Below are 16,565 nucleotides of genomic sequence, written 5' to 3'. Positions count from 1 at the left end.
CGTGGCCGCCGGCCGGGCGGTGCCGGAGGAATCGCGCATGGGTCTCGTCGTCGCCTTCCAGATGGATCACATCTCGACCGTCGACATCGAGGCCGATTCGACGTTCGCGCTGGCGCTCGAAGCGCAGACCCGCGGCCACACGATGTACCACTACACGCCGCCGGACCTGTTCTTTCACGACCGCAAGGTGATGGCCAAGGCGCAGCCGATGACGGTGCGGCGCGAGAAGGGCCGCCACTACGAGCTCGGCCCCGCCGAGATCCTGGACCTCGCGACCCTCGACGTCGTGTGGCTGCGGCAGGATCCGCCTTTCGACATGGCCTACATCACCACGACACACCTGCTGGAGCACATTCATCCCAGGGCGCTGGTGGTCAACGATCCGGCGAGCGTGCGCAATGCGCCGGAAAAGCTGTTCGTGACGCATTTCGACGGCATCATGCCGCCGACGCTGATCGCGTCAGACGGCGCCCGCATCCGCGAGTTCCGCGCCGAGCACAAGGACATCATCCTGAAGCCGCTGTTCGGCAACGGCGGCGCCGGCGTGTTCCGCGTCAAGCCGGACGACGAGAACCTCACCGCGCTGCTGGAGATGTTCTCCAAGACGTCGCGCGAGCCGATCATCGCCCAGCGCTACGTGCCGGAAGTGCGCCAGGGCGACAAGCGCATCATCCTCATCGACGGCGAGCCGGTCGGCGCCATCGACCGCGTGCCCGCAGAAGGTGAGGCACGGTCGAACATGCATGTCGGCGGCGTGCCCGTGAAGGCGACGCTGACCCGGCGTGATCGCGAGATCTGCGCTGCGATCGGCCCGGCCCTGAAGGAGCGCGGCCTGATCTTCGTCGGCATCGACGTCATCGGCAACTGGCTGACGGAAATCAACGTGACGTCGCCCACCGGCCTGCAGCAGATCAACCGCTTCGATGGCGTGAACCTGGAGGGCCGCATCTGGGATGTGGTCGAGGAAAAGCGCGCGCACGGCGCGCGATAGAAGCGGGCGTACGGAGACATCCCATGAAGCACACCAGGGCTTTGGCCTGCGCCGCGATGTTGGCGCTCGGCGCCTTGTCCGCCGCGCCGGCGCAGGCGCAGATCGAGATCCAGCTCACGCGGCCGATGGTGACAGCGGTCGAGAAAGGTGACCTCACGGGCGTGCGGCAAGGCCTGCTGAAGGGTGAGAGCGCCAATCAGATCGACGTGCAGCGACAGCCGCTGCTGATCGTGGCCGTGTCCAAGGGCTATGTCGAGATCGCCGATGCCCTGTTGAAGGGCGGCGCGATCATCGACGGAACGGACCGCGACGGCCGCACGGCCCTGATCCGCGCGGCCGAACGCAACGATCCGGAGATGGTGCAGCTTCTGCTGCGTCGCAATCCTCGTGTGAACGCCCAGGACCGCCAGGGCCTCACGGCGATGATGATGGCCGCCCGCAACGGCTCGACCGAGATCGTGCGGGCGCTTCTCGACAAGCGCGCCGACCCCAACGTCGCCGACTACACCGGCCGCACCGCGATGGCCTATGCGCGCGAGTCCCGCCGTGGCAGCAGCGTCACCGATCTGCTGCGCCGCGCCGGCGGCAAGGGCTGACCTCTGCTCGGACCGGCCGTCTGAGGACTTCACCGGGCTCGAGCAGCGCGCCGCCTAGTTCGACGGCGATCCGGTGACGGCCGCCGACTGGCGCTGGAGCCCAGGCTGACGCAGCCCGAGAAAGGCGACCTGGTCGCCTTCCTGCGGGCCCTGTAGCGGCGGCGCCGCCTCACCAGTAGCGCACCGGTCCCGTGTCGAGGTGCACGAAGCCGCTGCGCGGGTAGTAGCCGACGCCGCCCAGGCCCAGGGCGCGGGCCGCTTGACGGATCTGCCCGGCAGTGCGGCCGGGCAGCATGATGTCCATCGCCTGGCCGCGCATATGCAGGCTGTCGGAGGCCACGCCGCTGCTGACGCTGGCGAGCCAGGCGTTGGTCTGCGGCGAGCGGTAGGCCGACAGCACGCGATACGTCGCCGTCGACCGCAGCTGGCGGCGGACCCGCCACAGGATATCGAACAGAGCCGGGTCCATCTGCACCTGGTCGCCGTTGCGGCGATCGGCCAGGAATGCATTCAGCCGATCGAGCTCGGACTGCACGTACTGGCCATCGCGCCAATAGGTGACGACCAGCGACTCGCCCGTATGGACATTATAGAAGGACAGGGTCCGGTCCGCGCCCGTATCGGGCAGCGGCCCCAGCGGCGGCGTGAAGGTCGGCATCCGGCCGAAGCGTGTCGAGCGGCGCTTGTTGTCGGCTACGACAGCGGCGTCGGACGTCGCGGCGGGCCGGCCTGAGGTCGGCCGCGCCGGCAGGCGCGAGCCTGGCCGCGCCATGCGCGCCGAGGCCCGCATGGCGGTCTTCTTGGCCGGCCGGGCATTGCGCGAGGGCGCCGCCGACCGCTGCGATGTCCTGACGGCCTGCGGCCGCTTGGCGGCGGGCCGCTGCGCCTTTGTCCCCTGCGCGACCGCCGGCTTCCTCTTGGCGGGGCGGGGCTGCGCCGCCGCCGGCTGCCCCTTGGGCGCAGCTTTGTGAACCGGCTTGGCTGGCTTGGCAGGCGCTGCCGGGGCGGCCGTGGCAAATTCGATACCGGCAGTGGAAGCGATAGACAGGCTCAATACGAACGCGATGATCTTTCCCAGCATGGGCAACTACTCTCAACTCAACGCGGAAAGGAGGTGCTGCCGCGGCAACACCTGACGACGGACGGCAATGGTGGGGTCGCGCGCCCCAGCGTGGGGACGCGCCGCAGCGGGTTCAGTACCGTGCCAGATACTGGCGCAGCCCGTTCGCACCGGGGTTCGTGTAGCGCCGGTCCATGACGATGTCGCGACCGCGCGCGCCCTGGCCGTAGTAGAGCGCGTTCCAGTCGTTGTCCGGCTCCAGGTACGAGCCTTCGAGGGCGCCGCCGATAAACAGTCCGCTGGCCTTGGAATAGGCCACGATGTCGGCGCCGACGGCGCCGGTCGTGGCCCCGGCGATGCCGACGCCGGCATTGATCACCGTGACGCCGCCCTCGGCGCCGAACTTGAACCTGCTGTCGAGCAGCGCATTCAGGCCCTTGTCGGTGAGCACGATCAGCAGGATCTCCTGCACGCGGCCGCCGATCTGCAGGCCCAGGCTGCCCGAGCCCATGGTCATGAAGGCCGGGTAGCCCCAGTCGCCGGCGCCGTAGCGGGCCATCAGCACGCCGCGGCCGCCAGCCCCGCCGATCAGGAAGGCGGCCTGGGCGAAGCTGGGCAGGATCAGGACTGCCCGCGCCCGTTTGAGCTGGTTGGGAGCATCGGGAAATTCATTGCTCTCGAGCACGCGTTGCGCGGCCGCAAGCGCATCGTTGACCAGGGCCTGGCGCTTGGCGTCGGCCATGGCAGGTGTTGTTGCAGCGATCAGGGGCCCAAAAGCCGCCGAAGCAACGAGTAGACGACGCGAAAGCGTCGGGCGGGACGTCGGCATATTTTGTTCTCCGTTTCTGGCCATGGCCGGCGGAGGGACGCCTTTTTCGCCATGGCGAGACCACCATAACACTCCCGGGCGCCGGGATCATCGATTTCGGTCAGGGCAGAAATGTGGCAGCTTTTCAGCAGTCGGCGCTCACTTGCCCAGCAGCGCATGGGCACGGGCGATCACGCCGTCGATGGCGGCACTGTCGGTCAGCCACAAGGTGGATGCCGGCAGCGTCGTGCCGTCGGCGAGATCGATGCGCAGGCGATAGGCCGGCTCGCCGTCGCGCCCCGGCCGCTGCGCGCGCACGAAGCGTACGACCTCTGCCGCCGGCCACCGGCGGTCGGTCCGACGCAGAACGGTCCGACGGACCAGCCGGACCACGCCATGGGCACCGTCGACGTGAAGGAAGGTATCGGGCCGCGCCAGGGCCCGCCACAGGCCCAGCGCGGCGATCAGGATGGCAAACGGCACGATCAGGAGCAGGAAGACGTCGCGCAGCTCGCCGCCCGGCCGGTAGTGGTCGATGGCGATCGCGGCGCAGGCGCCGGCGATCACGCAATTGAACAGGCCGACCCACCGATCGAAGGTCGGATGATCGTCGACCACCAGGTCGGTCCCCGAATCACGCACACGCATATGCCAGCATAACGCGGCATGGCGGCGGCGCCATCGCTATCCATCACCAGGAGGAGCGTCAGGCGCTTCGATGCCGAAGGCGCCGCCACACGCGGCCGTCGATCGCCACCAGCCCGCCGCCGATCAGGGCGAGGCCCAGCAGATGGCGCGGCAGCACGTGCTCGCCGAGCAGCGTCACGCCGAAGGCCAGCGCGCTGGGCGGAATCAGGAACGTCACCAGCAGCAGGTTGGTGGCGCCGGCGGTCGCGAGCACGCGGAAGTAGATGACATAGGCCAGCGCCGTGCTGGCCAGGGCGAGGCCGACCAGCGCCGCAACCGCGGCCGAGCCCGGCGCGGCTGCGGTCCAGGGGCGATCGACCAGCAGCACCAGCGGCAGCATGATCGCCGTCGCCGCCGTGACCTGCCCCGTGGCGACCGACAGCGGCGCCAGCCCCATGCGCGCGAAGCGCCGGCCGAAGATGCCGGCGCAGGCATAGGACAGGGTCGCGAGCACGACCGCGATCATCGCCGGCACGTCGCCGCCGATGCCCGCCAGCGCCGACGGGCCGATCAGCGCGGCAACCCCGGCAATGCCGAGCAGCACCCCCAGCAGCTTGCCGGCATTCATCTTCTCGTCGGTGGTCAGCAGATGCGCCACGACCACCGTCCACAGCGGCGTGGTGGCGTTGAGGATCGAGGCCAGGCCGGCGCCGATATGGACCTGGCCCCAGAAGATCAGCGTGAACGGCACCGCGTTGTTGAGCAGCCCCATCCCCAGGAACGCCCGCCAGCTGGCCCGGCCCAACGGCAGGTGCTGGCCCCGCGCCAGCAACAGCAGGTTTAGGGCCAGCGCCGCCAGCGCCACGCGGCCCAAGCTCACCGACAGCGGCGCCATCTCGGCGACCGCGATCTTGCCGAACAGGAAGGAGCCGCCCCACAGCACCGACAGGCTGATCAGCAGCAGCCACTCGAGGCCATTCATGGAACGTGCTGCGGGAGAGGACATCGATCGACGGCTCCGAAGCGGCACAGCCGCGTCCCGAGAGCTATCCCGGCAAGGCGCCGCGGCACCATCCGCCCGCGCGCGGCGAACTCGGCGCCAGCAGCTTCCGTCAAGCCGGCAGCACGCCCTTGATCGCCATCGGCAGGCCGGCCACGAGCAGCACCACCTGGCCCGCCTGCCGCGCCAGGCGCATGTTCAGGCGGCCAGCTTCGTCACGGAAGCGGCGCGCCAGCGCATTGTCGGGCACGATGCCCAGGCCGACCTCGTTGGCCACCAGCACGACGGTCGCCCGCGAGTCCGCGAGCGCCGCCGCCAGGGACTCGCCGGCGCTGTCGACGTCATGGCCGCGCAGCAGCAGATTGGACAGCCACAGCGTCAGGCAATCGACCAGGACCGGCCGCGTGCCGTCCTGCCGTCGCAGGACCGCGGCGATATCGACCGGCTCCTCGATGGTCTGCCAGTGGGCGCCGCGGCGCCGGCGATGCATCGCAACCCGTGCCGCCATCTCATCGTCGCTGTGGCGGGCGCTGTCGGCGAGATCGGCGGTGGCGACCAGCAGCGCCGGCCGCGGCGCGCCGCCGGCCAGCGTGCCCTCGACGAGCTTCTCGGCATAGGTGCTCTTGCCCGAGCGCGCCCCACCCAGCACCAGCGTGACATGCGGCAGCGGCAGCGCGGCGGCCACGGCCGGCGCCTCACGCCAAGGCGCGATGCGCCCGGTGCTCGCTGGGCATCACGTTGGTGAACACCACGCGCCAGGCATGCGCCGGGTCGGCATGCTCGTAGTGCTCGATCAACGTCACCGACACGTTGTCGGCCTCGAAGCGCACCGCCTGCTCGGGATCCAGCGTCATGGCATGGGCGATGGCGGCACGGATGGTGCCGCCATGCGTGACGGCGATGATGTCGCGGCCGCGATGGCGCGCCGTGTGGTCGAGGATGCCGTCGCGCGTGCGCTCGAACAGATCGACGAAGCTCTCGCCGCCCGGCACGCGCACGGCCGGCGGGCCGAGCCAGAACAGGTGGCTGTTGCTGCTGCGCAGCTCGACATAGGTGCGCCCCTGCCAGTCGCCGAAATGCTGCTCGTTGAAGCGCGCCTCGGCGATCGGCTCGCCGCAGTCGGCGCCGCAGGCCGCAAGCGCGGCGGCCGTGCGCTTGGCGCGCAGCAATCCGCTGGTCAGCCATACCGCGCCCCTGGGCAGCATGCTCGCCTGATGCCGGAACAAGGCATCGTTGGAGACGTCGCAATCCTTGTCCTGCTGGCCGTAGCAGCGGCCTTCCGGGTTCGGCACCGGCGCGTGCCGTACCCACCACCAGCGTGTCACCGCGCTGCCATTCACCGCCGCTGTCATCAGCCTCCTCCGCCGACACATAGCGCGACCAGCACCAGCACGGCGATCTCGACCACCTGCTGGGTCGCGCCCAACGTGTCGCCCGTATAGCCGCCGATCCGCGCTCGCGCCATTGTTGTCATGCCGGCCGCCAGCGCCAGCGCCAGCGGCGGCGCTGCGATGGCCGCCAGCGCCGAGACCCCCAGCAGGGCCACGAATGCGATGCCGCCGCCGATCACCAGAGTCCAGCCGATGCTGCCGGCCGCCGGCCTCCCCAGGCTGGCGCCCAGGCCGTCGGCACGCGCCGGCATCGTGCAGAGGATCGGCCACACCATAGCAGCACGCGAGACGGCATGCGCCGCGCCCAGGGCCAGCAACGCCGGCCCGGTGCCCGCCACGACAGCCACCTGAGCCAGCGCCGCCAGCCGCAGCAGCAGCGAGAATACGAGCGCCAGCGCGCCATAGGTGCCGATGCGGCTGTCGCGCAGGATCTCGAGCCGTCGGGCGCGGTCGACGCCGGACGCGCCGAAGGCATCCGCCGTGTCCGCCAGCCCGTCCTCGTGCAGCGCCGCCGTGAGCACGACGCCGGTCAGCAGGCCGACCACGGCCGCAAGCCAAGGCGCTGCGCCCAGCCAGCGCGCGACCGCCAGATCGATGCCGCCGGCCACGCCGATGGCCAGTCCGACGACCGGCCAGGCCGGCAGGATATCCGCGACGCGAAACCGCGGCGCGCGCTGCCCCAGTGGCAGGCAGGTGAAGAAGGTGGCGGCCTCGCCTGCGGCGTGCAGCCAGTCCTCCGGCGTGCGCGGCCCGCCGGGAGGGGGATTTTCGCTGGTCATGGCCGGACGATTGTAGGAGAAGTCCGCGGCGTCGGCGCGCCCGGCGTGCAGCCTCGCCGACGCTCGATGACCACCAGCTCACCTCCGCCTTCTGCCACTTTCATGGAAATGCGTGCCGTGCTGGCCCGACTGCCGGGGCCGGACGAGGCGGCCCGCGCCAAGGTGCGGCTGCGCCAGGCGGACCTGACCAAGCCGCCGGGATCGCTCGGGAGGCTCGAGGAGATCACCGAATGGCTGGCGGCGTGGCAAGGCAGCAGCGAGCCGCGCTGCCGCCGGCCGCGCGTGTGCGTGTTCGCCGGCAGCCACGGGGTCGTCGCCCGCGGCGTCTCGGCCTATCCGGCTGATGTGAACACGCAGATGGTGCAGAATTTCGTTTCCGGCGGCGCGGCCATCAACCAGCTCACTGCCGCCATCGACGGCGACCTGCGCGTCTACGAGATGGACCTGGCGCATCCGGTCGGCGACTTCACCCAGGGCCCGGCGATGGACGAGGCGCGCTGCGCCCGTGCCATGGCCTATGGCATGATGGCGGCCGAGACCGGCATCGACGTGTTGTGCCTGGGCGAGATGGGCATCGGCAACACCACGTCCGCGGCCGCCCTGTGCCTGGCCCTGCTGGGCGGCCAGGCCGAGGACTGGGTTGGTCCCGGCACCGGCGTGGCCGGCGCGGCGCTGGAGCGCAAGATCGAGACGGTGCGGCTGGGCGTCGAGCGCCATCGGGCCGTGCTGGACGACCCGCTGCAGGTGCTCGCAGCGCTGGGCGGCGAGGAGCTGGCGGCGATCTGCGGCGCCATCCTGGCGGCACGCATGGGCCGCATCCCGGTGCTGCTCGATGGCTACGCCAGCACGGCCGCAGCGGCGGTCCTGCAGGCAGTGGATCCGCACGCGCTGGACCACTGCCTGGTGGCGCACCGCTCGGCCGAGCCGGCACATGCGGCGCTGTGCGCCCGGCTTGGCCAGAAGCCGCTGCTCGATCTCGGCATGCGCCTGGGCGAGGCCAGCGGCGCGGCCCTGGCCGTCAGCCTGCTCAAGGCTGCGTGCGCCTGCCTCGACGGTATGGCGACCTTCAACCGGGCCGGCGTCTCGGGTCCGGTCTGAACGCCGGCGGCTCGCCTGCTGCCAGGCAGGCCAGCGCATGTCGGGCACGCCATGGCGTCAATGAACGCGTTGCGCCTGCTCTTCCCGCACCCACCACAGCAGGGTGAAGCCGGTGACGAGAAACACAAGCACGACCACCAGGCCCAGACGGTTGGAGCCGGAGAGGCCCGTCAGCACGCCGATGAGGAACGGCGCCATGAACGTCGTGGCGCGTCCCGACAGCGCGAACAGGCCATAGAACTCGCCCGACATCCCCTGCGGCGCCAGCCGCCCGATCAAGGTCCGGCTGGCGGCCTGCATCGGCCCCATGCAGATGCCGACCAGCAGGGCGAAGCCCATGAAGACCTGCTCCTGCAGCGACCCGAACAGGCCGCGGCCATCGAGCGGCTCGGGCACGTCGACCACAAACAGCACGCCGGTGCGCGATACCGACAGGATGCCCAGCGTGGCGATGGTGACGCCCAGGATCGCGGCCTGGACCGTGCGCTTGGAGCCGATGCGGTCGTCGAGCCAGCCGCCGAGGAAGGCGCCCGCCACCCCCAGCACCGTCAGCATGATGCCGAACACGCCCAGCGTCTGGGTCGGCCATCGGAAGGTCGCCGAGGCATAGACGCCGCCGAAGGCGATCACCGCCGCCAGACCGTCGTTGTAGATCATGAAGGCGATCAGATAGAGCAGCGGATTGCGGTAATGGCGCAGCTTGCGCAGCGTGCCGATGAGCGTGCGAATACCCTGCCGGGCAGCTTCGACCTGGCCCAGCCCGGTCGCCTTGCCGTCGGGTGTGAACAGGAACATGGGGGCGACGAACACGATCAGCCACAGCGCCGACGCCGGCCCGATCAACCGCTCGACCTCGTAGGCAGCGGGGTCGAGGCCCAGCAGCGGCGGGCTGCCCGGTGGCGCCAGGCCCAGCAGGCTGGGGCGGGCGATCGCGAGCACGATGAACAGCGCCACGAGCCCACCGAGATAGCCCATGCCCCAGCCGAAGCCGCTCAGCCAGCCCATGCGTTCCGGCCGCACGATGTTGGGCAGGAAGGCGTTGTTGAACACGATCGAGATCTCGGCGCCGATCGTGGCCGCGATGACGGCCAGCGAAATCAAGCCGATCGTGTCGGCGCGATCCGGCCGCGCCCACCACAGCGCGATGCAGCCCAGCACCAGCACGAGCTGGGATACGAGGATGAAGGGCTTGCGCCGCCCGGCGGCATCGGCCATCGCGCCCAGGAACGGGCTGAGCAACGCGATGAGGAGGCCCGATGCCGACTGGGTGAAGGCCCATGCCGATTGCCCGGCGGCTGCGGCAAGCTGGGACAGCTCGGTAGCGCTCTTGTCGGGATAGGCCGCCTTCAGGGCCGTGAGCTCCTGCTGGTAGACCAGCACGTTGGCGAAATAAGCGCTGAAGATGAAGGTGGTGATGATGGTGAAGAACGGCTGGTTGGCCCAATCGAACAGCGCCCAGGACACCTGCCCCAGCCTGGAGGCCTCCACCTGCGGCGCGCTCACGGTGGACGCGGATGTCGCCAACTCGTTGCGCGCGATTGCCATGCTGCCTCCCCCGACGCGGTCGGCGTCACCTTGTGGGCCCCCGGCACGCTTGGCAAGGTGGGCGGTGATCTTGCAGTGGCGGGCCGCGCTCCCCATGTCGTAACGCGGCTCATCAGGAGGGGCCCGATGCAGAACAGCGACACCTTGGGCCGTGACGAAGTCCTTGTACGCGACGGTTTCGTCAACAAGATCAAGGCCGTGGCGCGGCGCATCCCGTTCGCCGAGGACGCCGTGGCAGCGTGGTTCTGCACCCGTGATCCGTCGACACCGCTGAGGGTGCGCGCCACGCTGATCGGCGCGCTGGCCTATTTCGTGCTGCCGACCGACATGGTCCCCGACTTCGTCCTGGGGCTGGGCTTCACCGACGATGCGGCCGTGCTGCTGGCGGCGCTCAAGCTGGTCGGCAGCAACATCAGCGAGGCCCACCGCACCCGGGCGCGGCGCTGGCTGCAGTCGATTGACGTCGCCTGACTTTTCCCGCCGGCCGGGTTGACCGATTGATCCTCGGCCGGCGATCTGCGACTCTGGTCGTCAACGACAAGAGTCGCCTATGCCCCCTTTACCGTCTATCCCACCGGACCTGATCTGGCCGTTGCTGGCCGCCGTATCGCTGGTCGGCATCATGCTCGGGCTGATGCTTGGCTGGCTGTTGCGCGGCCGCGGCGAGCGCGCGGCGCTGGCCGACCGTGACACGGCACGCGCCGAGCTCGAGCAGCAACGCGAGCTTGCAGCCCAGGTGCGAACGCAACTGGCGGCGAGCCAGGCCATCGCCGAGCGCGTGCCGGCCCTGGAGACCAGGCTGGCAACCGCCGAGCGCCTGGCGGCGCATGCCGAACGCCTGCCCGTCATGGACCAGGAGCTGGTGCTGCTGCGCGGCCGCGTCGAGGCCCTGGCCGCGGCCAAGACCAAGCTGGAAGAGACGCTGCGCAAGACCGAGGAAGCCCATGGCGAGAAGGTCGCGACGCTGAGCGCGCTGCGCGCGGATGTCGAGGCCAAGATGAAGGCCCTGGCCGACGCCGCGCTGCGCGACAGCCAGAGCGCGCTGATCGACGTCGCCAAGCAGCTGCTGGACAACCACAAGCAGGTGGCGGCGGCCGACCTCAAGGAGCGCCAGGGCGCCATCGACGGACTGGTCAAGCCCGTGGCCGAGACCCTGGAGAAATACCAGCAGCGGCTGGCGGTGCTGGAGCAGGAGAACGCCAAGGCGATGGGCGCGCTGTCGGCCGAGCTGCGCAACGTCGTGCTGGGCCAGGAGACCGTGCGCGGCGAGGCGGCCAAGCTCGCCAATGCGCTGCGTGCCGCACCCAAGACGCGCGGCCGCTGGGGTGAGCAGCAGCTGCGCCGTGCGCTCGAGCTGTCGGGCATGAGCGAGCATGTCGACTTCGAGGTCGAGCAGACGGTTGCCACCGACGACGGCGCCCGGCTGCGGCCCGACGCCGTCCTGCGCCTGCCGGGCGGCCGCAGCATCGTGATCGACGCCAAGACGTCCTTGTCGGCCTATCTCGAGGCGCTGGAGGCCACCGACGACGACGCCCGCGATGCCAAGATGGCCGAGCATGCGCGCCAGATCCGCACCCATGTCAGTACCCTGGCCGGCAAGGCCTATTGGGCGCAGTTCAGGGACGCCCCCGATTTCGTGGCCATGTTCGTGCCGGGTGAGAATTTCTACAGCGCCGCCGTCGAGCGCGACCGCACCCTGTTCGACGACGCCCTGCGCGAGCGGGTCCTGGTCGTGACGCCTACGACGCTCATCGCCCTGGCCAAGGCGGTAGCCTATGGCTGGCGCCAGCAGCGCATCGAGGAGAACGCGCGGCGGATCGGCATGCTGGGGCATACGCTTTACGAGCGCATCACGACCCTGTCGCGGCATCTGTCGGGCGTCGGCCGCAATCTCAACAGCGCCGTCGGCGCCTACAACGAGTATGTCGGCAGCCTCGAGGCCCGCGTCATGCCGGCCGTGCGTCAGCTGCGCGAGCTGGCGCCGGGCGAGAGCAGCAAGGATCTGTCCGACATCGCGCCGGTCGATACCCGGCCGCGCGAGACGCATGAGCCGGAGGCCCCGCTGCTGCCGTCGCCCGTCGAGGCGGCGTGATCGGCCAGCCGAGGCGCCGGCTACGCCGGCGCCTTGTGCGGCTTGACCCCGGCCGTGATCTTCTTTCCCAGCTGCGCCTCGCGGTAGGCGATGTAGAGGCCCGAGGCGGCGATGATCAGCGTGCCGACCAGGGTCCAGATCGTCGGCAGCTCGGCAAACACCAGGAAACCCATCAGCACCGACAGCGGCATGCGCAGGTAGTCGAACGGCGCCACCGCCGAGGCCTGCGCGATGGCATAGCCGCGCACCCAGAAATACTGGCCGATGGTGGCGCACAACCCGATGGCCGCGACATAGAGCCAGACCGTGGGGGACGGCCAGCGCCAGACGACGATCGCCGGCACCACGGTCAGCAGGGTCGAGAAGATCGCGAACGTCGCCAGGACGCGCAGCGCCGATTCGTGGGCCGACAGGCGCTTCACCATCATCGCCGAGACCGACGTCAGCAGCGCCGCGGCCACCGCGACCAGCGCCGCCACCTGCAGCACGTCGCCGCCCGGGCGCACCATGAGCAGAACGCCGAGGAAGCCGATAATGGTGGCGGTCCAGCGCCGCCAGCGCACGATCTCGCCCATGAACAGCGCCGCGATCATGGTGATGAACAGCGGCGTGGAGAAGCCGATCGAGGTCGAATCGGCAATCGGCAGGTGCGCCGCGGCATAGAAGCCGCAGAGCATCGACGCGGTGCCCAGGAAAGCGCGCGTGAAGTGCTGCCCCAGGCGCGGCGAATCGAACGGATTGACCCGCAGACGGATCAGCAGCGGCGCGATGAACAGCAGGCCGAACACGGCGCGGAAGAACGACACCTGCAGGCTGTCGAGCTCGCGTGCCGACAGCCGGATGAAGACGCTGACCAGGGTGAACATCGCGCCGCTGGCGATCACCCACAGCGCACCGCGCAGGTTGGGCGGCAGCGCCCGGATCGTTGCGAACAGCGGCAAGGCAGACAGACGGGCGACGGCGGCGGACATCATGGGCTCCGACGGAAGTCGCGGCCTCAAGCCCGATCGTCCGTGCCGCGCCTACATACGTTATGCATAATTTGAGCACCAGAAGCGAGACTGCATAGCTCGGATGCGACCTTCCCCGCGATGCCGTTCACAAATCGGCCCAATTTCCTGGTCGCTCTCGTGTGTTGCTCAGGCGCCGGATCGTTCGGCCCGCTCCTTCAGCGCCGTGTTCATCGCCTCGAAGCCGGCGCGGGTCGCCGACAGGGGACCTCGGATCAGACCCACCAGGAGGCCGGAGAAAGCCTGCCCGTGAACGAAATGGACGGTGCCGCTGCGGTCCTCGATGCGAAAGAAATGTTCGCCATTGAACATGCCCGGAATGAGCAGCCGGCCGCGCCAGCGCAGCTCGCGGTTGACGTCGGCGACCAGCACGGTGGGGCGGAACATCATGGTGCGCCTGCCGCGTCGCTGGATATGGACCTCCAGCCAAGCGCCCGCGGCCGGCTTGCCATACGCCGACACGATGTAGGGGTTCCACGACGGATAGGCCGCGAAATCCGTCAGGATGGCCCAGACGCGTTCCGGCGGCGCCATGATGTCGATGGCGGTTTCGATGTAGCGCTCGAACATTCAGCCTGACCCGAAAAAGGGCCGTTTGCCGGGCCGGGCGGCGCCGGCGCCGCCCGGCCCGTGGCTAGGCGGCTTTCACCGTCGCCGGTACGGTCAATTTAGCCTGCGTCTTGGCCTTCACCTCATCGACGCTCACGCCATCGGCAAGTTCCACCACCGTGACGCCGCCGTCGCCCTGCTTGTCGATGGCGAAGACGCCCAGCTCGGTGATCACCATGTCGACGACGCGCTGGCCGGTCAGCGGCAGCGTGCACTGCTTCAGCAGCTTGGACTGACCGTCCTTGGCGACGTGCTCCATGACGACGATGACGCGCTTGACGCCGGCGACGAGGTCCATGGCGCCGCCCATGCCCTTGACCATCTTGCCGGGGATCATCCAGTTGGCGAGATCGCCGTTCTCGGCCACTTCCATGGCGCCCAGGATCGTCAGGTCCATGTGGCCGCCGCGGATCATCGCGAAGGAATCGGCGGACGAGAAATAGGCGGTGCCCTTGACCTCGGTCACCGTCTGCTTGCCGGCATTGATGATGTCGGGGTCGACCTCGTTCTCCAGCGGGAACGGTCCGACGCCCAGCATGCCGTTCTCGCTCTGCAGCGTGACGTCCATCTCCTCCGGCACATAGTTCGACACCAGGGTCGGGATGCCGATCCCGAGGTTGACGTAGTAGCCGTCCTTCAGTTCCTTGGCGGCGCGGGCAGCGATCTGGTCACGGGTCCAGGGCATATGTGCCTCCTCGAATTCGTCTCAGGCAGCTTTGCGTACGGTGCGCTGCTCGATCTTCTTGTCGTACGGCGCGCCGCAGATCAGGCGCTTCACGTAGATCCCCGGTGTATGGATATGGTCGGGATCGAGCGCGCCGGCTGGCACGATCTCCTCGACCTCGGCGACCGTGAAGCGTGAGGCCGTGGCCATCATCGGATTGAAGTTACGCGCCGCCTTGCGATAGACCAGATTGCCGACGGTGTCGGCCTTCCACGCCTTGACCAGCGAGACGTCGGCGAACAGGCCGGTCTCCATCACGTACTTGCGGCCGTTGAACTCGCGGACCTCCTTGCCCTCGGCGATGATCGTGCCGACGCCGGTGGGCGTGAAGAAGGCCGGCACGCCGGCGCCGCCGGCGCGGATGCGCTCGGACATCGTGCCCTGCGGGTTGAATTCCAGCTCCAGCTCGCCGGCGAGGTACTGCTGGGCGAAGATCTTGTTCTCGCCGACATAGGACGAGATCATCTTCTTGATCTGCCGCGTCTCCAGCAGCAGGCCCAACCCGGCGCCGTCGACACCGGCATTGTTGCTGACGCAGGTGAGATCCTTCACGCCCGTATCGCGCAGCGCCAGGATCAGCTTCTCCGGGATGCCGCAGAGGCCGAAACCGCCGCACATGACCATCATGCCGTCGCGGACGACACCGTCGAGCGCCGATTTGGCGTCCTTGTAGACCTTGTTCGCCATGTCGGATGTATCCTCACCCCATGCTGCGCTGCAAAATCGTCCCGCAGATATGAGCCGGCCGGCGGGGCAGAGTCAATGCGATGCCGCGTCCCCCCGGACAGTCTCTGGCATCGGCATGGACGCGACCATGCCGGGCGGTCATCATCCGCGGCCACCAAAGACGGAGAGGATTTGGGATGCCGGGCGCGCTGCAGGGACTGAAGATCGTCGACATGACCATCGTGGCGCTGGGCCCCTACGCCACGATGCTGCTGGCCGAGCAGGGCGCCGAGGTCATCAAGGTCGAGTCGCCGGACGGCGATACGACGCGCCATATCGGCCCTTCCAAGGTCAACAAGGGCATGGGGCCGCACCATCTGTTCGTGAACCGAAACAAGCGCTCGCTGTGCCTGGACCTCAAGCAGCCGGCCGCGCGCGAGGCGCTGTTCAAGGTGATCGCCGGCGCCGACGCCCTGATCTACTCGATCCGGCCCCAGGCCATGGTTCGGCTCGGCCTGGGCTACGACGCGGTGCGCGAGGTCAATCCCGGCATCTGCTACATCGGCGCCTGCGGCTATGCCTCCGACGGCCCTTACGGGCGCCTGCCGGCCTATGACGACGCCATCCAGGCGCTCTGCGGCGTCGCCTCCCTGATGGGCGGCAACGGCGAGCCGCGCTATGCGCCCACCGTGATGGCGGACAAGACGGTCGGCCTCACGCTCGCCTATGCCGCGCTATGCGCCCTGATGCACAAGGTGCGCACCGGCGAGGGACAGAAGGTCGAGGTGCCGATGTTCGAGACCATGGTGACATGGCTGGCGCTGGAGCATCTGTGGGAGCGCACCTTCACGGACGACGGGGCGCTGGGCTATCCCCGCACGCTGGCGCCCAGCCGCAAGCCCTACCGTGCCCGCGACGGCTGGCTCGCGATCCTGCCTTACACCGACCGCCATTGGCGCAAGTTCTTCGAGATCGCCGGCCGGCCCGAGGTCATGGACGAGCCGCGCTTCGCCACGATGAACGCACGCAGCCAGCACGTCGAGGAGATGTACGGCCTGATCGAGGCCCTGGCGCCGCAGAAGACCGTCGCCGAATGGGTGGCGGTGCTGGAGGCGGCCGAGGTGCCGTGCATGCCGGTGAAGTCGCTGGCGGAGCTGTTCGACGATCCGCATCTGAAGTGGCGTGGCCTGTTCCGCAAGACGCAGCATCACAGCGAAGGCGAGATCACGATGCCGATCTCGCCGCTGATGTTCAGCGCCACGCCGGGCGCGCATCATCGCGGCGCGCCGCTGCTGGGCGAGGACTCCCGCGCCATCCTGCGCGAGGCCGGCGTACCCGAGTCGGAGATCACGGCGCTGGCCGAGAATGGCGCCATGATCGCCCCCTCTCCGCCCGCGCAGCGGGGGGAGAGGGAGGGGCCCACGCGCAGCGTGGGAGGGTGAGGTGGGCGTTCAAGACATACAAGCTTTCTGGAACGAGACCACGTTCTCCCGCAACACCCACCTCACCTTCCCATCGCTAGCGCGATGGGCCCCTCCCTCTCCCCCCCACTTCGTGGGCGGAGAGGTG

At 69.3% G+C, this 16,565-nt stretch carries 18 protein-coding genes; 6 read left to right on the top strand and 12 right to left on the bottom strand.

What is annotated here, in order from left to right; translation table 11 throughout:
• Nucleotides 1-37: 37 nt before the first annotated feature.
• Both gshB and FHP25_RS23040 read left to right on the top strand, forming a co-directional pair.
• Nucleotides 38-991, top strand: a complete 954-nt coding sequence (gene gshB, locus FHP25_RS23045; RefSeq protein WP_147849319.1) for a glutathione synthase — start codon at nt 38-40, stop codon at nt 989-991.
• Between the two features lie 23 nt (nt 992-1,014).
• The gene (locus FHP25_RS23040; protein ID WP_147849318.1) at nt 1,015-1,587 is read left to right on the top strand and encodes an ankyrin repeat domain-containing protein; all 573 of its coding nucleotides are present in this window, start codon (nt 1,015-1,017) and stop codon (nt 1,585-1,587) included.
• 169 nt (nt 1,588-1,756) lie between these two features.
• Here the strand turns inward: FHP25_RS23040 and FHP25_RS23035 are convergent, their stop codons facing one another.
• The 7 genes from FHP25_RS23035 to FHP25_RS23005 all read right to left on the bottom strand — a co-directional run bounded on the left by FHP25_RS23035 (nt 1,757) and on the right by FHP25_RS23005 (nt 7,252).
• The gene (locus FHP25_RS23035) at nt 1,757-2,668 is read right to left on the bottom strand and encodes a DUF882 domain-containing protein (protein ID WP_147849317.1); all 912 of its coding nucleotides are present in this window, start codon (nt 2,666-2,668) and stop codon (nt 1,757-1,759) included.
• A gap of 112 nt (nt 2,669-2,780) precedes the next feature.
• Complete coding sequence (locus FHP25_RS23030) at nt 2,781-3,389, bottom strand: lipid-binding SYLF domain-containing protein (RefSeq protein ID WP_178133716.1); 609 nt, start codon at nt 3,387-3,389, stop codon at nt 2,781-2,783.
• A 225-nt stretch (nt 3,390-3,614) separates the two neighbouring features.
• A complete protein-coding gene (locus FHP25_RS23025; RefSeq protein ID WP_178133715.1) occupies nt 3,615-4,097 on the bottom strand; it encodes a hypothetical protein in 483 nt (160 codons plus the stop codon).
• 64 nt (nt 4,098-4,161) lie between these two features.
• Nucleotides 4,162-5,064, bottom strand: a complete 903-nt coding sequence (locus FHP25_RS23020; RefSeq protein ID WP_231712439.1) for a DMT family transporter — start codon at nt 5,062-5,064, stop codon at nt 4,162-4,164.
• Between the two features lie 130 nt (nt 5,065-5,194).
• Complete coding sequence (gene cobU, locus FHP25_RS23015; protein ID WP_147849313.1) at nt 5,195-5,767, bottom strand: bifunctional adenosylcobinamide kinase/adenosylcobinamide-phosphate guanylyltransferase; 573 nt, start codon at nt 5,765-5,767, stop codon at nt 5,195-5,197.
• Nucleotides 5,768-5,777: 10 nt separating this feature from the next.
• A complete protein-coding gene (locus FHP25_RS23010; protein ID WP_178133714.1) occupies nt 5,778-6,434 on the bottom strand; it encodes a histidine phosphatase family protein in 657 nt (218 codons plus the stop codon).
• Entirely contained in the window at nt 6,434-7,252 is an 819-nt protein-coding gene (locus tag FHP25_RS23005; protein WP_147849311.1) for an adenosylcobinamide-GDP ribazoletransferase, read from the bottom strand. Before FHP25_RS23005 ends, FHP25_RS23010 begins: the two co-directional genes overlap by 1 nt.
• 66 nt (nt 7,253-7,318) lie before the next feature.
• On the opposite strand from FHP25_RS23005, the gene cobT reads away from it, so the two are divergent.
• On the top strand, nt 7,319-8,350 hold the full coding sequence (gene cobT, locus FHP25_RS23000; protein WP_147849310.1) for a nicotinate-nucleotide--dimethylbenzimidazole phosphoribosyltransferase: 1,032 nt from the start codon (nt 7,319-7,321) through the stop codon (nt 8,348-8,350).
• Between the two features lie 57 nt (nt 8,351-8,407).
• On the opposite strand, the gene FHP25_RS22995 is transcribed toward cobT, so the two are convergent.
• Complete coding sequence (locus FHP25_RS22995; protein ID WP_178133713.1) at nt 8,408-9,895, bottom strand: MFS transporter; 1,488 nt, start codon at nt 9,893-9,895, stop codon at nt 8,408-8,410.
• Nucleotides 9,896-10,021: 126 nt separating this feature from the next.
• Here FHP25_RS22995 and FHP25_RS22990 point away from each other — a divergent pair, with 126 nt between their 5' ends.
• Nucleotides 10,022-10,366 carry a YkvA family protein gene (locus FHP25_RS22990; protein ID WP_147849308.1) on the top strand — a complete coding sequence of 115 codons (345 nt, stop codon included), beginning with the start codon at nt 10,022-10,024 and terminating at the stop codon, nt 10,364-10,366.
• A 121-nt stretch (nt 10,367-10,487) separates the two neighbouring features.
• On the top strand, nt 10,488-11,987 hold the full coding sequence (rmuC, locus tag FHP25_RS22985) for a DNA recombination protein RmuC (protein ID WP_178133712.1): 1,500 nt from the start codon (nt 10,488-10,490) through the stop codon (nt 11,985-11,987).
• Between the two features lie 20 nt (nt 11,988-12,007).
• Here the strand turns inward: rmuC and FHP25_RS22980 are convergent, their stop codons facing one another.
• The 4 genes from FHP25_RS22980 to FHP25_RS22965 all read right to left on the bottom strand — a co-directional run bounded on the left by FHP25_RS22980 (nt 12,008) and on the right by FHP25_RS22965 (nt 15,017).
• Entirely contained in the window at nt 12,008-12,961 is a 954-nt protein-coding gene (locus FHP25_RS22980) for a DMT family transporter (protein WP_147849306.1), read from the bottom strand.
• Between the two features lie 165 nt (nt 12,962-13,126).
• Complete coding sequence (locus FHP25_RS22975) at nt 13,127-13,567, bottom strand: SRPBCC domain-containing protein (protein WP_147849305.1); 441 nt, start codon at nt 13,565-13,567, stop codon at nt 13,127-13,129.
• A gap of 64 nt (nt 13,568-13,631) precedes the next feature.
• Nucleotides 13,632-14,291 carry a CoA transferase subunit B gene (locus FHP25_RS22970; RefSeq protein WP_147849304.1) on the bottom strand — a complete coding sequence of 220 codons (660 nt, stop codon included), beginning with the start codon at nt 14,289-14,291 and terminating at the stop codon, nt 13,632-13,634.
• 21 nt (nt 14,292-14,312) lie between these two features.
• Nucleotides 14,313-15,017, bottom strand: a complete 705-nt coding sequence (locus tag FHP25_RS22965; protein ID WP_147849303.1) for a CoA transferase subunit A — start codon at nt 15,015-15,017, stop codon at nt 14,313-14,315.
• 176 nt (nt 15,018-15,193) lie between these two features.
• Here FHP25_RS22965 and FHP25_RS22960 point away from each other — a divergent pair, with 176 nt between their 5' ends.
• Nucleotides 15,194-16,438, top strand: coding sequence for a CaiB/BaiF CoA transferase family protein (locus FHP25_RS22960; protein WP_147849302.1), 1,245 nt, complete (start codon nt 15,194-15,196; stop codon nt 16,436-16,438).
• Nucleotides 16,439-16,565: the final 127 nt, after the last annotated feature.

The sequence above is a fragment of the Vineibacter terrae genome (assembly GCF_008039615.1).
Lineage (GTDB): Bacteria > Pseudomonadota > Alphaproteobacteria > Reyranellales > Reyranellaceae > Vineibacter > Vineibacter terrae.
Note: the sequence above shows the minus strand (reverse complement) of the source record. Positions and strands in the feature narration are given on the sequence as shown.